The organism is Ancylobacter sp. TS-1 (assembly GCF_009223885.1).
In the GTDB taxonomy this organism is placed as follows: domain Bacteria; phylum Pseudomonadota; class Alphaproteobacteria; order Rhizobiales; family Xanthobacteraceae; genus Ancylobacter.
In genome coordinates this window covers 128,421-144,860 of sequence record NZ_CP045144.1, presented here as the reverse complement: position 1 = coordinate 144,860, position 16,440 = coordinate 128,421, and the positions used below count along the sequence as shown (strand labels likewise).

The 16,440-nt window shown below is 71.4% G+C and carries 11 protein-coding genes; 7 read left to right on the top strand and 4 right to left on the bottom strand.

The features are described from left to right. Positions 1 to 42 precede the first annotated feature (42 nt). The 5 genes from GBB76_RS00730 (at position 43) to GBB76_RS00710 (ending at position 6,715) form a co-directional block, all read left to right on the top strand. Complete coding sequence (locus GBB76_RS00730; RefSeq protein ID WP_152301508.1) at positions 43 to 1,005, top strand: ATP-grasp domain-containing protein; 963 nt, start codon at positions 43 to 45, stop codon at positions 1,003 to 1,005. Beyond that, on the top strand, positions 1,002 to 2,039 hold the full coding sequence (locus GBB76_RS00725; RefSeq protein ID WP_152301507.1) for a hydantoinase/oxoprolinase family protein: 1,038 nt from the start codon (positions 1,002 to 1,004) through the stop codon (positions 2,037 to 2,039). Before GBB76_RS00730 ends, GBB76_RS00725 begins: the two co-directional genes overlap by 4 nt. Before the next feature lie 29 nt (positions 2,040 to 2,068). Further along, positions 2,069 to 2,431, top strand: coding sequence for a dihydroneopterin aldolase (gene folB, locus GBB76_RS00720; RefSeq protein ID WP_152301506.1), 363 nt, complete (start codon positions 2,069 to 2,071; stop codon positions 2,429 to 2,431). A gap of 86 nt (positions 2,432 to 2,517) precedes the next feature. Continuing rightward, a complete protein-coding gene (pepN, locus tag GBB76_RS00715) occupies positions 2,518 to 5,166 on the top strand; it encodes an aminopeptidase N (protein WP_152301505.1) in 2,649 nt (882 codons plus the stop codon). A gap of 112 nt (positions 5,167 to 5,278) precedes the next feature. Beyond that, the gene (locus GBB76_RS00710; RefSeq protein WP_162375448.1) at positions 5,279 to 6,715 is read left to right on the top strand and encodes a diguanylate cyclase domain-containing protein; all 1,437 of its coding nucleotides are present in this window, start codon (positions 5,279 to 5,281) and stop codon (positions 6,713 to 6,715) included. Between the two features lie 3 nt (positions 6,716 to 6,718). Here GBB76_RS00710 and fae read toward each other — a convergent pair whose 3' ends face one another. Then, positions 6,719 to 7,258, bottom strand: a complete 540-nt coding sequence (gene fae, locus GBB76_RS00705; RefSeq protein ID WP_152301503.1) for a formaldehyde-activating enzyme — start codon at positions 7,256 to 7,258, stop codon at positions 6,719 to 6,721. 291 nt (positions 7,259 to 7,549) lie between these two features. On the opposite strand from fae, the gene GBB76_RS00700 reads away from it, so the two are divergent. Both GBB76_RS00700 and GBB76_RS00695 read left to right on the top strand, forming a co-directional pair. After that, on the top strand, positions 7,550 to 9,865 hold the full coding sequence (locus GBB76_RS00700; protein WP_202911138.1) for an ATP-binding protein: 2,316 nt from the start codon (positions 7,550 to 7,552) through the stop codon (positions 9,863 to 9,865). 9 nt (positions 9,866 to 9,874) lie between these two features. After that, positions 9,875 to 10,999, top strand: a complete 1,125-nt coding sequence (locus tag GBB76_RS00695; RefSeq protein WP_371717012.1) for an NAD(P)/FAD-dependent oxidoreductase — start codon at positions 9,875 to 9,877, stop codon at positions 10,997 to 10,999. Here the strand turns inward: GBB76_RS00695 and GBB76_RS00690 are convergent. From GBB76_RS00690 to GBB76_RS00680, 3 genes are all read right to left on the bottom strand, one after another. Beyond that, positions 10,996 to 14,004 carry a bifunctional [glutamine synthetase] adenylyltransferase/[glutamine synthetase]-adenylyl-L-tyrosine phosphorylase gene (locus tag GBB76_RS00690; protein WP_152301502.1) on the bottom strand — a complete coding sequence of 1,003 codons (3,009 nt, stop codon included), beginning with the start codon at positions 14,002 to 14,004 and terminating at the stop codon, positions 10,996 to 10,998. The genes GBB76_RS00695 and GBB76_RS00690 overlap by 4 nt on opposite strands. Before the next feature lie 70 nt (positions 14,005 to 14,074). Continuing rightward, entirely contained in the window at positions 14,075 to 15,484 is a 1,410-nt protein-coding gene (locus GBB76_RS00685) for an ATP-binding protein (protein ID WP_152301501.1), read from the bottom strand. Further along, positions 15,468 to 16,148, bottom strand: coding sequence for a response regulator transcription factor (locus tag GBB76_RS00680; RefSeq protein WP_202911137.1), 681 nt, complete (start codon positions 16,146 to 16,148; stop codon positions 15,468 to 15,470). The genes GBB76_RS00685 and GBB76_RS00680 overlap by 17 nt, the downstream gene beginning before the upstream one ends. Positions 16,149 to 16,440 lie beyond the last annotated feature (292 nt).

Genomic DNA, 16,440 nt, shown 5'->3' with positions numbered 1-16,440 from the left:
GCGCTCCTACCCCTTCGACGGCTCGATGATGGCTGCCCGATAATGCTCGTCTTTGTCTGCGAAACCGTCACCGGCGGCGACTATCTCGGCAGCGAGCCGCCCGGCTCGCTGATAGCCGAAGGACTGATGATGCGCGACACGCTCATCGGCGATCTGGAGGATCTGCCCGGCATACGCGTCGTCACGACGCATGATGCGCGCCTGCCCGCCCCGACGCGCGGCACCAGCACGGCGCTGCGCCGCGGCGACGATGCGCGCGCGGTCTGGAACCTGCTGGCCGAACAGGCCGATATCGTCTGGCCTGTCGCGCCGGAGAGCGACGGCATTCTGGAAACGCTGGCGGAGGCGTTTCGCGCCCGCAGCCGGCGCGTTCTGCTGCCCGATCAGGCAACCATCGCCCTGTGCGCCAGCAAATGGCGCACCGCCGGCGCCCTTGCCGCCGCCGGAATACCGACGGTGCCGACCTGGTGGCCGGACGAGGTGCCGGCCGACGCCGCCGCCCCCTTCGTGGTCAAGCCCGACGACGGCGCCGGCGCGCACGACGTGCGCGTCCTCGCCGCTCTCCCGGCGGCACCCCTGCCGCCTGGCCTCGTCGTGCAGCCGCTCATCGAGGGCACGCCCGCCAGCCTCACCCTGCTCTGCCAGAACGGGCGCACCCATGTGCTCACCGCCAACCGCCAGCATGTGAGCCGGCGCGGCGAGAGCTTCCGCTTCGAGGGCGTCACGGTCGGCGCCTTCCCGGTCGACGCCGCGCTCGCCGCTCTCGGCGCGCGGATCGGCGCGGCGCTGCCGGGGCTGCGCGGCATCGTCGGCGCCGACTACATCGCCACACCCGAGGGCCCGGTCGTGGTCGAGGTCAATCCGCGCCTGACCACCGCCTATGCCGGGCTGCGGCGCGCGCTCGGGGTCAATCCGCTCGCCTTCGTGGCCGAGCTCATCCGCGACGGCGTGGTGCCGGACCTGCCGCACCTGCCGCCCGCCATTCCCGTAGAGGTTCTGCCGTGACACATATCGCCCGTCTGGGATGGGACGTCGGCGGCGCCCATGTAAAGCTCGCCGCCTTCGGCCGCGACGGCCGCCTCGCGGCGGTGCGCATCGTCCCCTGCCCGGTGTGGAAGGGCGAGGCGCATCTCGCCGAAGCGGTGCGCAGCCTGCGCGCCGAATTCACCGCCGACGCCGCCTCCGCCGTCACCATGACCGCCGAGGTCGCCGATCTGTGGCCCGACCGGCGCGCAGGCGTGGTCGGCACCGCCGCCGTGCTGCTGCGCGAACTGGGCGGCGCGCCGCTCGCTCTGTTCGCCGGTCCGGAGGGCTTCGTGCCGGCCGAGCGGGCGGCCGAGCATGCCGACGCCATCGGTTCCGCCAACTGGTACGCCAGCGCCGCCGTGCTGTCGCACCTTTTGCCGGGCGGGGTGCTGCTCGACATCGGCTCGACCACCGCCGACATCATCCCCTTCGGCTCCGGCCGGGTGGCGGCGCGCGGCTTCACCGATGCCGAGCGGCTGGCGAACAACGAGCTGATCTATACCGGCGCCGTGCGTACCCCGGTCATGGCGCTCGCCACCGAGGCGCCGTTCAACGGGCGCTGGCTGCCGCTGATGGCCGAGCACTACGCCACCACGGCGGACGTCCACCGCCTCGCCGGCGACCTGCCCGAAGGCGCCGACCTGCATCCGAGCGCCGATGGCGGGCCGAAGACCGAGGAAGGCAGCGCCCGCCGGCTGCTGCGCATGGTCGGGCAGGACTTCAACCCGGCGACGCTGCCCAAGGCGAAGGCGCTGGCCCGCCATCTGGCCGAGGCGCAGACCCATCGCCTGTCCCGCGCGCTCGACTGCGTGGCCTCCGGCATGGAGGCTGAGCCGGAACTGATCGTCGGCGCCGGCGTCGGCCGCTTCCTCGCCGCGCGGCTCGCCGAGCGGCGCGCGAGCGCCTATCTCGACCTAGCCGACGTGCTGACCGACGACCCCGCCCTCGCCGGCCCGGCCGCCGACTGCGCCCCCGCCGTGGCGGTCGGCCTGCTCGCCGCCGCCCTCGCCTGATCCTTCACACCAGCCGGAAGTACCCCGCGATGTCCGATCGTATCTTCCTCCGAGGCGTCGAACTGCACGCCCATCACGGCCTGCATCCCGAGGAGGCGCGGCTCGGCCAGCGTTTCATCGTCGACATCGACTGGTGGCTGGACACCGGGCCGGCCGCCGCGCACGACAATTACAGCGAGACCGTCGGCTATGAGAAGGTGTTCGAGGTCATCCACGAGGTCTCCTCCGGCCACCGCTTCCACATTCTGGAAGCCTTCGCCCAGGCCATCGCGGATGCCGTGCTCGCGCGCTATCCGCGCGTCGAGAAGGTGCGCGTGGAAATCCACAAGCCTGCCGCCCCGATCGCCGGCATCTTCCGCGACGCCGGTGTCGACATCACCCGCACGCGCTGACCGAGGCCGCGGCGCCCCCTTCCGGTTGGCGCCGCGAGACCCCAATTGTTGCCCCACGCCCGCCCTTTGCCCCCGGGAGCCTGCCCATGCCGCGCGATGCCGTGACCCAGCCCGTCCGCCTCTCCGACTACCGGCCGCCGGACTGGCTCGTGGACACGGTGCATCTCGACGTGCGCCTCCACCCCACCGCGACGCGGATCCTCGCCCGGCTCGCCATGCGCCCGAACCCGCAGGGGCGCGAGGGCTCGCCCATCGTGCTCGACGGCGACGAGTTGTCGCTGAAGTCGCTGGCGCTCGACGGTGTGCCGCTGGCCGGCAACGCCTATGTGGCGACGGTTTCCGCGCTCACCCTGCTCGCCCCGCCGCAGCGCCCGCTCACGCTGGAGATCGAGACGGTCGTCGACCCCTCCGCCAACACCAAGCTGATGGGCCTCTACCGCTCCTCGGGCGCCTATTGCACCCAGTGCGAGGCCGAGGGCTTCCGCCGCATCACCTATTTCCCCGACCGGCCGGACGTGCTCGCCGTCTACACCGTGCGCCTTGAGGCCGAGCGCGAGGAGGCCCCCGTCCTGCTCGCCAACGGCAACCCGGTCGAGAGCGGCGCGGTGGAGGGCACGAGCCGCCACTATGCGGTCTGGCACGACCCGTGGCCCAAGCCTTCCTATCTCTTCGCCCTCGTCGGCGGGCAGCTGGACCGCATCGTGGAGGACTTCGTCACCGCCAGCGGCCGGAAGGTCGAGCTCGGCATCTATGTCGAGCCCGGCAAGACCAGGCGCGCCGGCTACGCCATGGACGCGCTGCGTCGCTCGCTGCGCTGGGACGAGGAGGCGTTCGGGCGCGAATACGACCTCGACGTGTTCAACATCGTGGCGGTCGCTGACTTCAACATGGGGGCGATGGAGAACAAGGGGCTCAACGTCTTCAACGACAAATACGTGCTGGCCAGCCCCGAGACGGCCACCGACGCTGACTATGCGAACATCGAGGCGATCATCGCCCACGAATATTTCCACAACTGGACCGGCAACCGCATCACCTGCCGCGACTGGTTCCAGCTCTGCCTGAAGGAAGGGCTTACCGTCTTCCGCGACCAGGAATTTTCCTCCGACCAGCGCTCGCGCGCGGTCAAGCGCATCGCCGATGTGCGCCTGCTGAAAAGCCACCAGTTCCCTGAGGATGCCGGCCCGCTGGCGCATCCCGTGCGCCCGGACACCTATCGCGAGATCAACAATTTCTACACGGCGACCGTCTACGAAAAGGGCGCCGAGGTCGTGCGCATGCTCAAGACGCTGCTGGGCGAGGACGGCTTCCGCACCGGCATGGACCTCTATTTCGAGCGCCATGACGGCGACGCGGCGACGGTGGAGGACTTCCTCGCCTGCTTTGCCGACGCCACCGGCACCGACCTGACGCAGTTCGCCCTGTGGTACGCGCAGTCGGGCACGCCCCGTCTCGCCGTCTCCGGCCATTGGGACGAGGCGGCGCGCAGCTTCCGGCTCGATGTCCAGCAGACGCTGGCGCCCACCCCGGGCCAGGACGTCAAGCAGCCGATGGTGATCCCGCTCGCGCTCGGCCTCGTCGGGCCGGACGGGCGCGACCTGCCGATGCGCCTCGACGACGGCACCAATGCCGAGCGCGGCGTGCTCATGGTCACGCAGGCGCGCCAGAGCTTCGTCTTCCGCGACGTGGCGCAGCGCCCGGTGCCCTCGCTCAACCGCGGCTTCTCGGCGCCGGTGAAGCTCGCCAGCAATCTGACGACCGACGATCTCGTCTTCCTCGCCCGCCACGATGCCGACCCGTTCAACCGCTTCGACGCCGGCCAGTCCATCGCCCTCGCCCATCTCGTGGAGGCGACGGCGGCCCACCGCGCCGGACGCCCGCTGCCGCCGCCGGACGCGCTGGTGGCGGCGCTCGGCGCGACGCTCGGGGACGGGTCGCTCGACCCGGCCTTCATCGCGCAGGCCCTCTCCGTGCCCTCGGAGAGCGACGTCGCCCGCGAGATCGGCGGCGATGTCGACCCGGACGCCATCCACGCCGCCCGCAGCGCGCTTCGCCGCGCGCTGGGCGAGGCGCTGGCACCGGCGCTGGAAGACGCATATGCGCGCCATGCCCCGTCCGGCCCCTATTCGCCCGACGCCGCCTCGGCCGGCCGCCGCGCGCTGCGCAATGCCAGCCTCGACCTGCTGGCCGCCACCGGCGCGGCGAGCGGCATCGCGCGGGCGCTCGCTCATTTCGAGCGCGCCGACAACATGACCGACCGCTTCCAGTCCCTCTCGGTGCTGGCCCACAGCGCGCCGGACGCGCGCGAGGCGGCGCTGGCGGCGTTCTACGCGCAGTTCCGCGACGACCCGCTGGTGGTCGACAAATGGCTCGCCCTGCAGGCGCAGATCGCCGAGCCGGGAGCGCTGGAACGCGTGCGCGGCCTCACCGCCCATCCGGCCTTCTCCTGGGGCAATCCCAACCGCGTGCGCTCGCTGATCGGCTCCTTCGCCGCCATCAACCAGACCCAGTTCAACCGGGCCGACGGTGCCGGGCATGACTTCGTGGCGGAGGCGGTGCTGGAGCTGGACGGGCGCAACCCGCAGGTGGCGGCGCGCCTCCTCGCCGCCTTCAAGAGCTGGCGCGCGCTGGAGCCGGTGCGGCGGGCCTCGGCCGAGCGGGCGCTGCGCCGCGTCGCCGCCCGCGAGGGGCTCTCGCCCGACGTGTCGGACATCGTCTCGCGCTCGCTCGACTGACCGTGCGCGGGCGCCCTGCGCCCGTTGGACACCTGTATAATAAACCCGCATGGGGAATTCCGGCGCGGCGCGAACAGGGCTATTGTGCGCTGCATCGGAGGAACACCGCTCCATGGGCAGTGACGCGTTCCCGCCATTCGATCCGACGCAGCCGGCGCGCGACGCCGCCTTCGCCAGCGCGCCCGTCGCGCTCTGCATCGTCGCCCGCGACTTGCGTCTGCTCGCGGTCAATGCGCGTCTGGCCGCGCTCGCCGGTGCGCCGGTCTGCGCCCTCGTCGGCCGCCCCGCCGACGATTTCCTGCCCGGCGCCTCGGCCCTCCTGAACCGCTGGTTCGACCGCATCGACGCCGGACGCGCACTGCACGATCAGGAGCTTTCCGAGCCGGGCGGCGAGCGCACCTTCCTGGTGTCGGCCGCCCCGCTTCTCGACGATGCCGGGTCGACGGCGGCGCTGTCCGTCGCGCTGACAGACATCACCCGCCGCCGCGAGCTGCGCGCCGCCCTCGCCCGCCGCGAGCGGCAGATCGGCGCGGCGCTGGAGAGCGCGGGCCAGTGGATATGGGAGCTCGACATCCCCACCGGCCGGGTCGCCCGTTCCCGGCACTGGCGCCGGGCCGTCGGCTACGCCACCGGCGAATTGTCCGACGAGGCCCAGCATACCGCGTGGAGCATCGTCCACCCGGAGGACCGCCCGGGCGTGATCCGGCGCTACGAGCAGGTGCTCGCGGGCACCAGCGAGGTGTTCGAGGCGGTCTACCGCATCGCCGACCGCTTCGGCCGCTGGCGCTGGATACTCGGGCGCGGCCGCATCGTCGCGCGCGATGCCAGCGGCAAGCCGCTGCGCCTGCTCGCCACCAGCGTCGACATCACCCGCCAGAAGCAGATCGAGGAAGAGCTGGAAGCCACGGTGCGCCAGCGCGAGCGGCTGGAGCGCGAGTTGGTCGAGGCCAATCGTCGCCTGACCGAACTGTCGGAGATGGACGCGCTGACCGAACTGCCCAACCGGCGCAAGTTCGACAAGGCGCTGGCGCGCGAACTCGGCCGCTCGGGCCGCAACGAACCGTCGCTGGCGCTGCTGATGATCGATGTCGACGACTTCAAGTCCTACAACGATCTCTACGGCCACATTGAGGGCGACGACTGCCTGCGGCGGATCGCCGAGGCCCTGCGCGGCTGCGCCGTCCGCCCGGCCGATCTCGTCACCCGCTATGGCGGCGAGGAGTTCGCCACCATCCTTCCCGATTCGACGAAGCACGATGGCGAGTCGGTGGCGACCGCCATGCTGCAGGCGGTGCGCGCGCTGCGCATTCCCCATGCCGGCAGCCCCGACGGCATCGTCACCGTCAGCATCGGCATCACGGTCCGCCACGCCGAGGCGGCCCCCGGCGGCCGCCGCACCGATCTCCTCGCCAGCGCCGACCGGGCGCTCTACGCGGCCAAGCAGGCCGGGCGAAACCGCATCCTCATCGCCGGCGTCGACGGCTCCATGTACCCGGTGCCGGTACCCGACGCCGCCGCGACCGACGCGACGCCGCCGGGCCCGGGCTGAGGCTCAGTACTCGACCACGCCGTCCAGCGCGTAGTGCTTGACGCTCTTGCGGTTGGCGATCAACTCGTCGACGGTCGGACGGCCGGTCATGGCGCGCTCCAGCGCGATCTTCATCGCCTCGTAATTGGTGCGGTACAGGTCCGCCTTGTCGAGGTTGGGATCCTCGGCGCAGCGCGGGTCCAGCCACACCATCACGATCATGCACAGCTCGTCCGCCTGCTCCTTCGGCAGGATGCCCTCGGCCAGCGCGTCGACGATGGCGTCGCCGATGGCGCCCTGCACCACGCCGCCGAGCAGGTCGACATATTCGAGCGTGTGGATGGTGGCCTTGGTGGTCATCATCGTCGCCGGGCGCACCTGCTGGTTCAGGTCGCGCACCACGAACATGCGGGTATGGCCCTGCACCTGCCCCATCATGGAGGCGAAGGCATGCCCGGCCGGGCCGCGCACCGAGCCGATCAGCACTTCGGGCATCGCGTCGGTGTACTGCCCCTCAGTGGCGAGCACGGTGGCCTCGCCGGTGCGGAACCAGATGTCGCTCATGTCGTCCTGTCTCCCTGCTGGCGCCCGGAACGGGGCGTCTGCGCATAGCACCGGGCGCCTCGGGCCGTCCATGCGGCGCGGTTGTCGCCTTGCGCCGCTTGCGCTGTCGGCGCCCGCCACACACCCCGGTGAGGCGCCCACCACCCAATGGTTGCGGAATCCTTAACTTGACTCCCAAGGACTCTGGACAGCGGGGGGTCGATTCGATTCAAATCGGGGTGATTCGGAGAGATGCGGCACATCGCTCCTGTCGTTTGGGATCGGGGTTGGGACTTCGGGGGAGGCCGGCGGATGGCTCGCGCCAACGCTGCAGGCGCGTCCGTGCGCGTACAAGCCATGAGAGGGCTTGCACGCTCGGTGGCGCGGCCTGCATATCAACGGCTGGTCGACGCCGAACCCTTCATGCGCAAGGCGGTGCCGGCGCTTATCATCGCCTTTATCGCCTCCATCGCCATCGCCGCCGTGGTGCAGATCCGCGCCTACCGCACCGACGCGATCGCCAATGCCAAGGACGAGCTGGCCCTGTTCGCCGCGGCAATCGCGAGCGAGACCGGTCGCCACGCCGCCGGCATCATCGCCCCCGACGCCCTGCTGCGCGAGAGCCTGCTGCCGCGCGCCGCCGAGGACGGGCGCCGCTACGGGCTGATCGACGCTTCCGGCAAGGTCGTTGCCACCCATGACGGCGCGCCGGCCGCCAGCGAGCAGATCGCCCAGCTTCTCGCCAACACCCAGGCCCTCGCCATCTTCGCCGAAAATGCCGGCGTGCTCGACGTGGTGATGCCGGACGGCTCGCCGGCGCTGGCCACGGTGCGAAACCTCTCGGGCGCGCCGATGCAGCTCGTGGTGGTGCAGCCGCTGTCCGGCGCGCTGGCGACCTGGCAGTCCGACACCATCCTCACCGTCACCCTGCTGTCGACCACCGGCGCGGTGCTGCTCATCCTCGGCTTCGCCTTCCACTGGCAGGCGACCCGCGCCCGCGAGGCGGACGGCATCTACGAGACGGTGCGCGCGCGCATCGACACCGCGCTGTCGCGCGGGCGCTGCGGCCTGTGGGACTGGGACATGGGGCGCGGGCGCATGTTCTGGTCGGAATCGATGTTCGAGATGCTCGGCCACGCCCCGCGCGACGAGCTGATCTCCTTCGGCGAGGTCGCCGGCCTCGTGCATCCCGACGACACCAACCTCTACGACATCGCCCGCGAGATCGCCGACAAGCCCGGCCGCACCATCGACCGGGTTTTCCGCATGAAGCACGCCGACGGCCACTGGGTATGGCTGCGCGCCCGTGCCGAAGTGGTGCCGCAGGAGAATGGCGAGCCCCCGCACCTCGTCGGCATCGCCGTCGACGTCACCGAGGAGCGCCGCCTCGCCGAGCGCACCGCCACCGCCGACATGCGCCTGCGCGACGCCATCGAGAGCATCTCCGAATCCTTCGTGCTGTGGGACAGCACGAACCGGCTGGTGATGTGCAATTCCAAGTTCCAGTCGCTGCACGGCATCGGCGACGCCAATGTGCAGCCGGGCGCCGAGTTCGAGGCCATCGCCTCGCTCGCCCGCCAGCCGGTGGTGCGCATTCCGCTGCGTCCCGAGGACCGGCCCGAGGAAGGCGCGCGCGCCTTCGAGGTGCAGCTGGAGGGCGGGCGCTGGCTCAAGGTCGCCGAGCGCCGCACCAAGGATGGCGGCTACGTCTCGGTCGGCACCGACATCACCGCGCTCAAGCGCCACGAAGAGCGCCTGATGGAAAGCGAGAAGCGGCTGATGGCGCTGGTCGCGGACCTGCGCAAATCGCAGCAGACGCTGGAACTTCAGGCGCTCCAGCTTGCCGAGCTGGCGCAGAACTACGCCGACGAGAAGACCAAGGCCGAGGACGCCAACCGCGCCAAGTCCGAATTCCTCGCCAATATGAGCCACGAACTGCGCACGCCGCTCAACGCCATCATCGGCTTCTCCGAGCTGATGGAAAGCGGGCTGTTCGGCCCGCTCGGCAGCGACAAGTACAATGAGTACTGCCGCGACATCCGCGATTCCGGCCGCTACCTGCTCGACGTCATCAACGACATTCTCGACATGTCCCGCATCGAGGCCGGGCGCGTGCAGCTCAGCCTCCAGCAGGTGCGGCTGGACGAGGTGGTCGAGGACGCCATCCGCGTCATGTCGGTACGCGCCGACGAGAAGCACCTCACCGTCACCGCCGATTCCGGCGAGCCGGCCACCATCGAGGCGGACCGGCGCGCGCTCAAGCAGATCGCGCTCAACCTGCTTTCCAACGCCATCAAGTTCACGCCCGAGAACGGCCGCGTCACCGTGCGCACCCGGCGCTCGGCCCATGCCGCCCTGCTGGTCATCGAGGATAGCGGCATCGGCATCCCCAAGAGCGCGCTGGCCAAGATCGGCCGGCCCTTCGAGCAGGTCGAGAGCCAGTTCACCAAGACCCACAAGGGCTCGGGGCTGGGCCTCGCCATCGCCAAGTCGCTGGTCGAGCTGCATGGCGGCTCGATGCGCATCCGCTCCTCGGAAGCCGTCGGCACCACCGTCGTCGTCCGCCTGCCGGTGGCCGGACGTCCGGCGCTGCAATATCGCTCTGGCCGCGCGGCCCCGGCCGAATAAGATCGCCGCATGAGCGCGCATTCCCCCATGGAGGAAGCCTCCGTCGACTGCGTCGTCGCCGGCGCCGGCGTGGTCGGCCTCGCCATCGCCCGCGCGCTGGCGCTGAAGGGCCGCGAGGTGCTGGTGCTGGAGGCGACCGGGCTCGTCGGCTCGGAAACCTCGGCGCGCAACAGCGAGGTGATCCATGCCGGCATCTACTACGCTCCCGGCACGCTCAAGGCCCGGCTGTGCGTGGAGGGCCGCCATGCGCTCTACGCCTATTGCGCCGCGCGCGGCGTGCCGCACCGCAACTGCGGCAAGCTGATCGTCGCCGCCAGCCCCGCCGAGACCGAGAGGCTCGGCGCCATCGACGCCCATGCGCGCGCCTGCGGCGTCGACGACCTTGCCCCGCTGACCGGGGCGCGGGCCCGCGCGCTGGAGCCGGCGCTGAACGCCGAGGCCGCGCTGCTCTCCCCCTCCACCGGCATCATCGACAGCCACGCGCTGATGCTGGCCTATCGCGGCGATCTGGAGGACGCCGGCGGCATGATCGCCTTCAACGCGCCGATCCTCTCCGGCGAGGTGACGGCGGAGGGCTTCGCGCTCGATGTCGGCGGCGCCGAGCCGATGCGGCTTTCCTGCACGCATTTCATCAACGCCGCCGGCCATGGCGCCGTGCCGCTCGCCCGCGCGCTCAGGGGAATTCCGGCCGAGGCGGTCCCGGACGCGTGGTTCTGCAAGGGCTCCTATTTCACCCTGTCCGGCCGGGCGCCGTTCTCCCGCCTCGTCTATCCCGTGCCCGAGCAGGCCGGGCTCGGCGTGCACCTGACGCTCGATCTCGGCGGGCAGGCCCGTTTCGGGCCGGACACCGAATGGGTCGACGGTCTCGACTACGCTGTCGATCCGGCGCGCGGGGAAAAGTTCTATGCCGCCATCCGCCGCTACTGGCCGGCGTTGCCGGACGGCGCGCTGAACCCGGCCTATGCCGGCATCCGGCCAAAGATCGTGCCGGCCGGCGCCCCGGCGGCGGATTTCCGCATCGACGGGCCGGCCGAGCATGGCGTGCCGGGTCTGGTGCAGCTGTTCGGCATCGAATCCCCCGGCCTCACCGCCAGCCTCGCCATCGCCGACCGGGTGGCGGAAAAGCTGGGCTAAGCCCGCCTGCGCCGGCGCTTGGGCTCGGCGGCGAGCAGCCGCTCGAAGGCGGCGCGGACCTGGCTCTGCGTCTCGAACAGATGCGCTTCCAGCGTCGAGAAATCCGGCATCGCGCCCGCCCGCGCCAGCAGACGGCGCAGCGCCGGGCTGGATTCGGCCGGCTTGAACGGGCCGGACAGCGCGAGGCGCAACACCTGCGTCAGGTCATGCATCAACCGGCAGGCATCGCCGAGCAGATGGCCGTCCAGCACGTCGATCAGCCCGGCCTGCGCCGCGTGCCCGATCACCTTCAGCGTCGAGGTGTCGACGATGCGCGGCTCCTGCCGGGCATGGGCGAGCACGAGGTATTGGGCGATGAACTCGATGTCGATCAGCCCGCCGCGCGCATATTTGAGATCCCACGGGTCGTCGTCGCCCTTCTCGTCGGCGATGGCGCCGCGCATGTCGACGATATCGGCGGCCAGACGGTGCGGCTCCCGCGCCCGGCGCAGCACCTTGGCGATGGCGTCTTCCACCCGGCCGCGAAAGGCGGGCGAGGCCGTGACCACGCGGGCCCGGGTCAGCGCCATGTGCTCCCAGGTCCAGGCTTCCTCGACCTGATAGGTCTCGAAGCGCGGCAGGCTGGTCGCCACCGGGCCGGCGCGCCCGGAGGGACGCAGGCGCAGATCGACCTCGTAGAGCTGGCCGGCATTGGTCGGCGTGGTCAGCGCGCTGACCAGGCGCTGGGTCAGGCGGGCGAAATACTGCGCGCCGTAGAGCGGGCGCGGGCCGTCGCTCTCGGGGTGCTCGGCGTCGAAATCGTAGAGCACGATCAGATCGAGGTCGGACCCGGCGGTCATCTCCCGCCCGCCGAGCTTGCCCATGGCCAGCACCGCCACCTCGGCGCCGGGAACGGTGCCGTGCGCCTCGCGGAAGCGGGCCGTCACCGCCGCGCCGAGCGCGCGGATGATCACATCGGCGAGCCGCGCGAAGGCTTCCCCGGCGCGCGCCGCCGGCAGCGTGCCGGAGAGGATGCGCACGCCGATCAGCACATGCTGTTCCTGCCCGAAGCGCCGTGCGCGGTCGAGCAGGTCCTCCTCGTCCTCGGCCAGGGCGAGATCGGCGGCGAGGCGCGCGGCGAGTTCCGGCTCGTCCGGCAGCTTGCCGAAGAAGGCCGGGTCGAGCAGCGCGTCGATCAGTGTCGGCCGGTGCGCCAGCATCTCGCCGAGGCGCGGGGCGGTGCCGAGAATGGTGGCCAGCAGGCGCACCAGATCCGGGTTGAGCCGCAGCGCCGGCAGCAGGCGCAGCGCGCTCGGCAGGGCGCGGAAGAAGCGGTCGGCGGCGTTGAGGCCGGCATCGGGGGCGCCCCCGCGCGCCAGCGCGTCGACCAGCAGCGGCACGACGGCTTCCATTTCCTCGCGCACGCCGGGCGGGCGCAGGGCGCGCGGCTCGCCGGCCAGCCAGGCCCGCACCGTCGCGCTCGCCGCCTTGGGGTCGGCATAGCCGAGCCGGTGCAGCGTCGCCAGCGTCTCGCGGTCGTCCTTGCCGCGCGGGAAGTTGAGCGCCCCCTCCACCGCCGCGCGCGGGCGGGCATCCTCGAAGAGGCGGGAATAATGGTCCTGCACGCGGGTGAGCCGCTCGGTCAGCGCGGCGGCGAAGCTCTCGCGGTCCTCATAGCCCATGAAGCGGGCGAAGCCGGCAAGCGTCTCGGCGCTCTCGGGTAAAGTGTGGGTCTGCGCATCGGCGACCATCTGCAGCCGGTGCTCGACACGGCGCAGATAATGATAGGCCTCGTCGAGTTCGGTGCGCGCGGCCTCGCCGATCCAGCCCGCCTGCGCCAGCACGCCAAGCGCCTCCAGCGTGCGCGGGGTGCGCAGGCGCGGGTCGCGGCCGCCGGCGATGAGCTGCTGGGTCTGCACGAAGAACTCGATCTCGCGGATGCCGCCGCGCCCGAGCTTCACATTGTGCCCCTCGACCGCGATGGCCCCGTGGCCGCGAAAGGCGTGGATGTCCTGCTTCATCGCGTGGACATCGGCCACCGCCGCATAGTCGAGCGCGCGCCGCCAGACGAAGGGCATCATGTGCTTGAGGAAGCCCTGCCCCAGTTCGAGGTCGCCGGCGATGGGCCGCGCCTTGATATAGGCGGCGCGCTCCCAGGTGGCGCCTTCGCGCTCGTAATAGTCGAGCGCGGCGTCCACCGAGAGCGCGGCGGGGGTGGAGGCGGGGTCGGGGCGCAGCCGCAGGTCGACGCGGGCGACATAGCCCTCGCCCGTGCGCTCCTGGATCAGCTTCACCAGACGCTGCGTCAGCCGCACGAAGAACGGGCCGGCCTCGACATCCTTGCCGAGCGGGGCTGCGTCGGGGTCGTAGAGCACGATCAGGTCGACATCGCTCGAATAGTTCAGCTCACGCGCGCCGTGCTTGCCCATGGCGAGCACGGTATAGCCAAGCCCGGTGGCGGCGGCCTTCTTCAGCTTGCGGGCCGCAACCGCCTCGCGGACGAGGAAGTCGACCGCCTGCGCGATGCAGGCATCGGCCGTCGCGGTCAGTTCGGCGGTCACGGCGGCAAGGTCGAACACGCCGCCAATGTCGGCCAGCGCCACGGCGAGCGCGGTCTCGGCGCGCAGCCGGCGCAGCGCCGCCATCGCCAGCGCCTCGTCGTCGCTCGCCATCACCTCCGCCGCCATGGCGGCGCGGGCGGCGGCCAGCGCCTCGACGGGATCGCTCTCCAGCAGGCGGGCCAGCCGGGCGGGATCGACGCGGATGAGTTCGGTGAGGAAGGGCGAATGGGCGGCGACGCCGGCCAGCACCGCCCGCGCCTGCGGATACGCGGCCATCTGCGCGTCGAGGCGCGCGCGCACCTGTGGCGGCGCATCGGCGAGCGCGTCCCTCAGCGCGGCGGAAAGGCGCGAGGGCACGGCAAAGCCCGGCTCCCGGCGCAGCCGCGCCGCAAGGCCGTTCCCGGGGCCCTTCGCAGGACCGTTCGCCTCGTCGTCCGCCGTCTTCGAAACGCGCCGTGCCGCCATCCGTGCGCCGCCTCCCCCGCTGCGGCTATCCTTACGCCAATCTGGTTGCCGAAAGCTGAGGGGCGCGCGCTCAGCCTGCCCGCTCGGCCTCGGAGAGGTCGAGCGGCAGGTCGACAACGATCTTCAGGCCCGGATCGTTGCCTTCCAGCGACAGTGTGCCGCCATGCAGCCGCACCACCGCCGCCACCAGCGACAGGCCGAGCCCGAAGCCCGGCCGTGTCCGGCTCGCCTCCAGCCGCACGAAACGCTCCAGCACGCGCGGACGGTCCGCCGCATCGATGCCGGGGCCGCGGTCGGCGACGACGAGGCGCACCCGGTCGCCCTCGCGCCGGGCGGCGAGCGTCACCTCGCGCCGCTCGCCGGGCACTTCCGGGGCGCTGTACTTGATGGCGTTGTCCATCATGTTGGAGAGCGCCTGCGCCACCAGCTCGCGCACGCCATGCACCGGCAGCGGCCCGGGCGCGTCGACCACGATGTCGAGCCCGCTCTCGTCGGCCACCGGCTCGTAGAGTTCGGCGACGCTGGCCACCGTGTCGGCGAGGTCGAAGCGCACCATCGAGGCGCGCGCCTGCCCCGCCTCGGCGCGGGCGATCATCAGCAGGGCGTCGAAGGTGCGGATGAGACCGTCGGATTCCTCGATGGTCTGCTCGGTCGCCAGCCGCCATTCCGGCTCGCTGCCGGCGGTGCGCAGCGCGTCCTCGGCCCGGTTGCGCAGGCGGGTCAGCGGCGTCTTGAGGTCGTGGGCGATGTTGTCGGAAACTTCCTTCAGCCCCGCCATCAGCGCCTCGATGCGGTCCAGCATGGCGTTGAGGCTGAGCGCGAGGCGGTCGAACTCGTCGCCGGTATTGGCCACGGACAGCCGGCCGGACAGGTCGCCGGCCATGATGCCGTCGGAAATCGCCGTCATCTGGTCGATGCGCTTGAGCACGCGCCGCGTCACGAACAGGCCGCCGGCCACGCCCAGCACCACGAGCAGCGCCAGACCCCAGACGGCCGGGCCGATGATGATCTGGCGCAGTTCCTCGCGCTCCACGATGTCACGGCCCACCAGCACGCGGAACTCGCCCGGCAGCAGGATGACGTGCACCAGCGCCCGGCTCGGCGCGGCGGCGGCTTCCTCCGAGCGCAGATAGTCGATCTCCCGCCAGCCCTGCTTGTCGAGAAAGCTCAGCGGCAGGTTCAGCACATTGCCGGCCAGCGGGTCGCCGCTGAAGCTGGTGACGAGCAGCAGCCCGGCATCGGGCGCGCGGGCGCGGCGGTTGACCACCTGCACCACGCGCGCGATGCCGCCGCGCTCGAACTGCGCCTCGATGTAGCGCGAATCCGCCTCGATCGCCTCCACCGCCTGCCGCGTCACCAGCCGCTGCGTGTGCCAGCCCAGATAGGCGATGACCGAGCCGGCGAAGATCGCGAAGACGAACAGATAGGCCGCGATCAGCTTGAACGCGGTGGTGCGGATGAGCTTACCGAGCGCCGTCACGGACGATGTATCCCGCGCCGCGCACCGTATGGAGCAGCGGCGGATCGAAGCCCTTGTCGATCTTGGAGCGCAGCCGCGAGACATGCACGTCGATGACGTTGGTCTGCGGATCGAAATGGTAGTCCCACACATTCTCCAGCAGCATGGTGCGCGTCACCACCTGCCCGGCGTGGCGCATGAGAAATTCGAGCAGCCGGAACTCGCGCGGCTGCAGCACGATCTCTTGGCCTCCGCGGGTGCAGCGATGCGCCAGCCGGTCGAGTTCGAGGTCGGCGACGCGGTACACGGTGTCGGTCGCCTGCGGGCCGCCGCGCCGCGCCAGCGCCTCGACGCGGGCCAGCAGCTCGGAAAAGGCATAGGGCTTGGGCACATAATCGTCGCCGCCGGCGCGCAGGCCGGTCACGCGGTCGTCGACCTGGCCGAGCGCCGAGAGGATGAGCGCCGGCGTCTTGTCGCCGCGCCCGCGCAGCTCGGTGATCAGCGACAGGCCGTCGCGGCGGGGCAGCATGCGGTCGACCACCAGCACGTCGTAACCGCCGTCGAGCGCATGGGCGAGGCCCGCCTCGCCGTCCGACGCCACGTCGGCGACGTGGCCCGCCTCGCGAAACGCCTTGCGCAGATACTCGGCGGCATCACGGTCGTCCTCGACGATCAGCAGGCGCATGGGGGACTCTTGGTCGGACTCGCGTTTGGCCCGCCGGACATCCGCGAGGTCGATGACGGGGCCGTCAAAGACCCGGCCGTCGTGCCGCGACGCGGAATCGGGGGCGGCGGTGGGATTCGAATTCGTCTCCATGTACGTCATTTCGAGCCTCGCGCCTATCTCGGTGCCTCACGGACAGTGCGTCCGCGCACCCGCTAAAAAGAAGGCGCGGGAAGCCCTTTCGGACTCCCCGCGCCACCGAACCGGCCGCGGCCCAAGGGGCGACGGAACGAGCCGCAGCCGGAACTCTCAG

Coding starts and splice junctions, on each gene's coding strand:
- GBB76_RS00730 (WP_152301508.1), top strand. CDS start 43: ATGCTCGTCTTTGTCTGCGAAACCGTCACCGGCGGCGACTATCTCGGC.
- folB (WP_152301506.1), top strand. CDS start 2,069: ATGTCCGATCGTATCTTCCTCCGAGGCGTCGAACTGCACGCCCATCAC.
- pepN (WP_152301505.1), top strand. CDS start 2,518: ATGCCGCGCGATGCCGTGACCCAGCCCGTCCGCCTCTCCGACTACCGG.
- GBB76_RS00710 (WP_162375448.1), top strand. CDS start 5,279: ATGGGCAGTGACGCGTTCCCGCCATTCGATCCGACGCAGCCGGCGCGC.
- fae (WP_152301503.1), bottom strand. CDS start 7,258: ATGAGCGACATCTGGTTCCGCACCGGCGAGGCCACCGTGCTCGCCACT.
- GBB76_RS00700 (WP_202911138.1), top strand. CDS start 7,550: ATGGCTCGCGCCAACGCTGCAGGCGCGTCCGTGCGCGTACAAGCCATG.
- GBB76_RS00695 (WP_371717012.1), top strand. CDS start 9,875: ATGAGCGCGCATTCCCCCATGGAGGAAGCCTCCGTCGACTGCGTCGTC.
- GBB76_RS00690 (WP_152301502.1), bottom strand. CDS start 14,004: ATGGCGGCACGGCGCGTTTCGAAGACGGCGGACGACGAGGCGAACGGT.
- GBB76_RS00680 (WP_202911137.1), bottom strand. CDS start 16,148: ATGCGCCTGCTGATCGTCGAGGACGACCGTGATGCCGCCGAGTATCTG.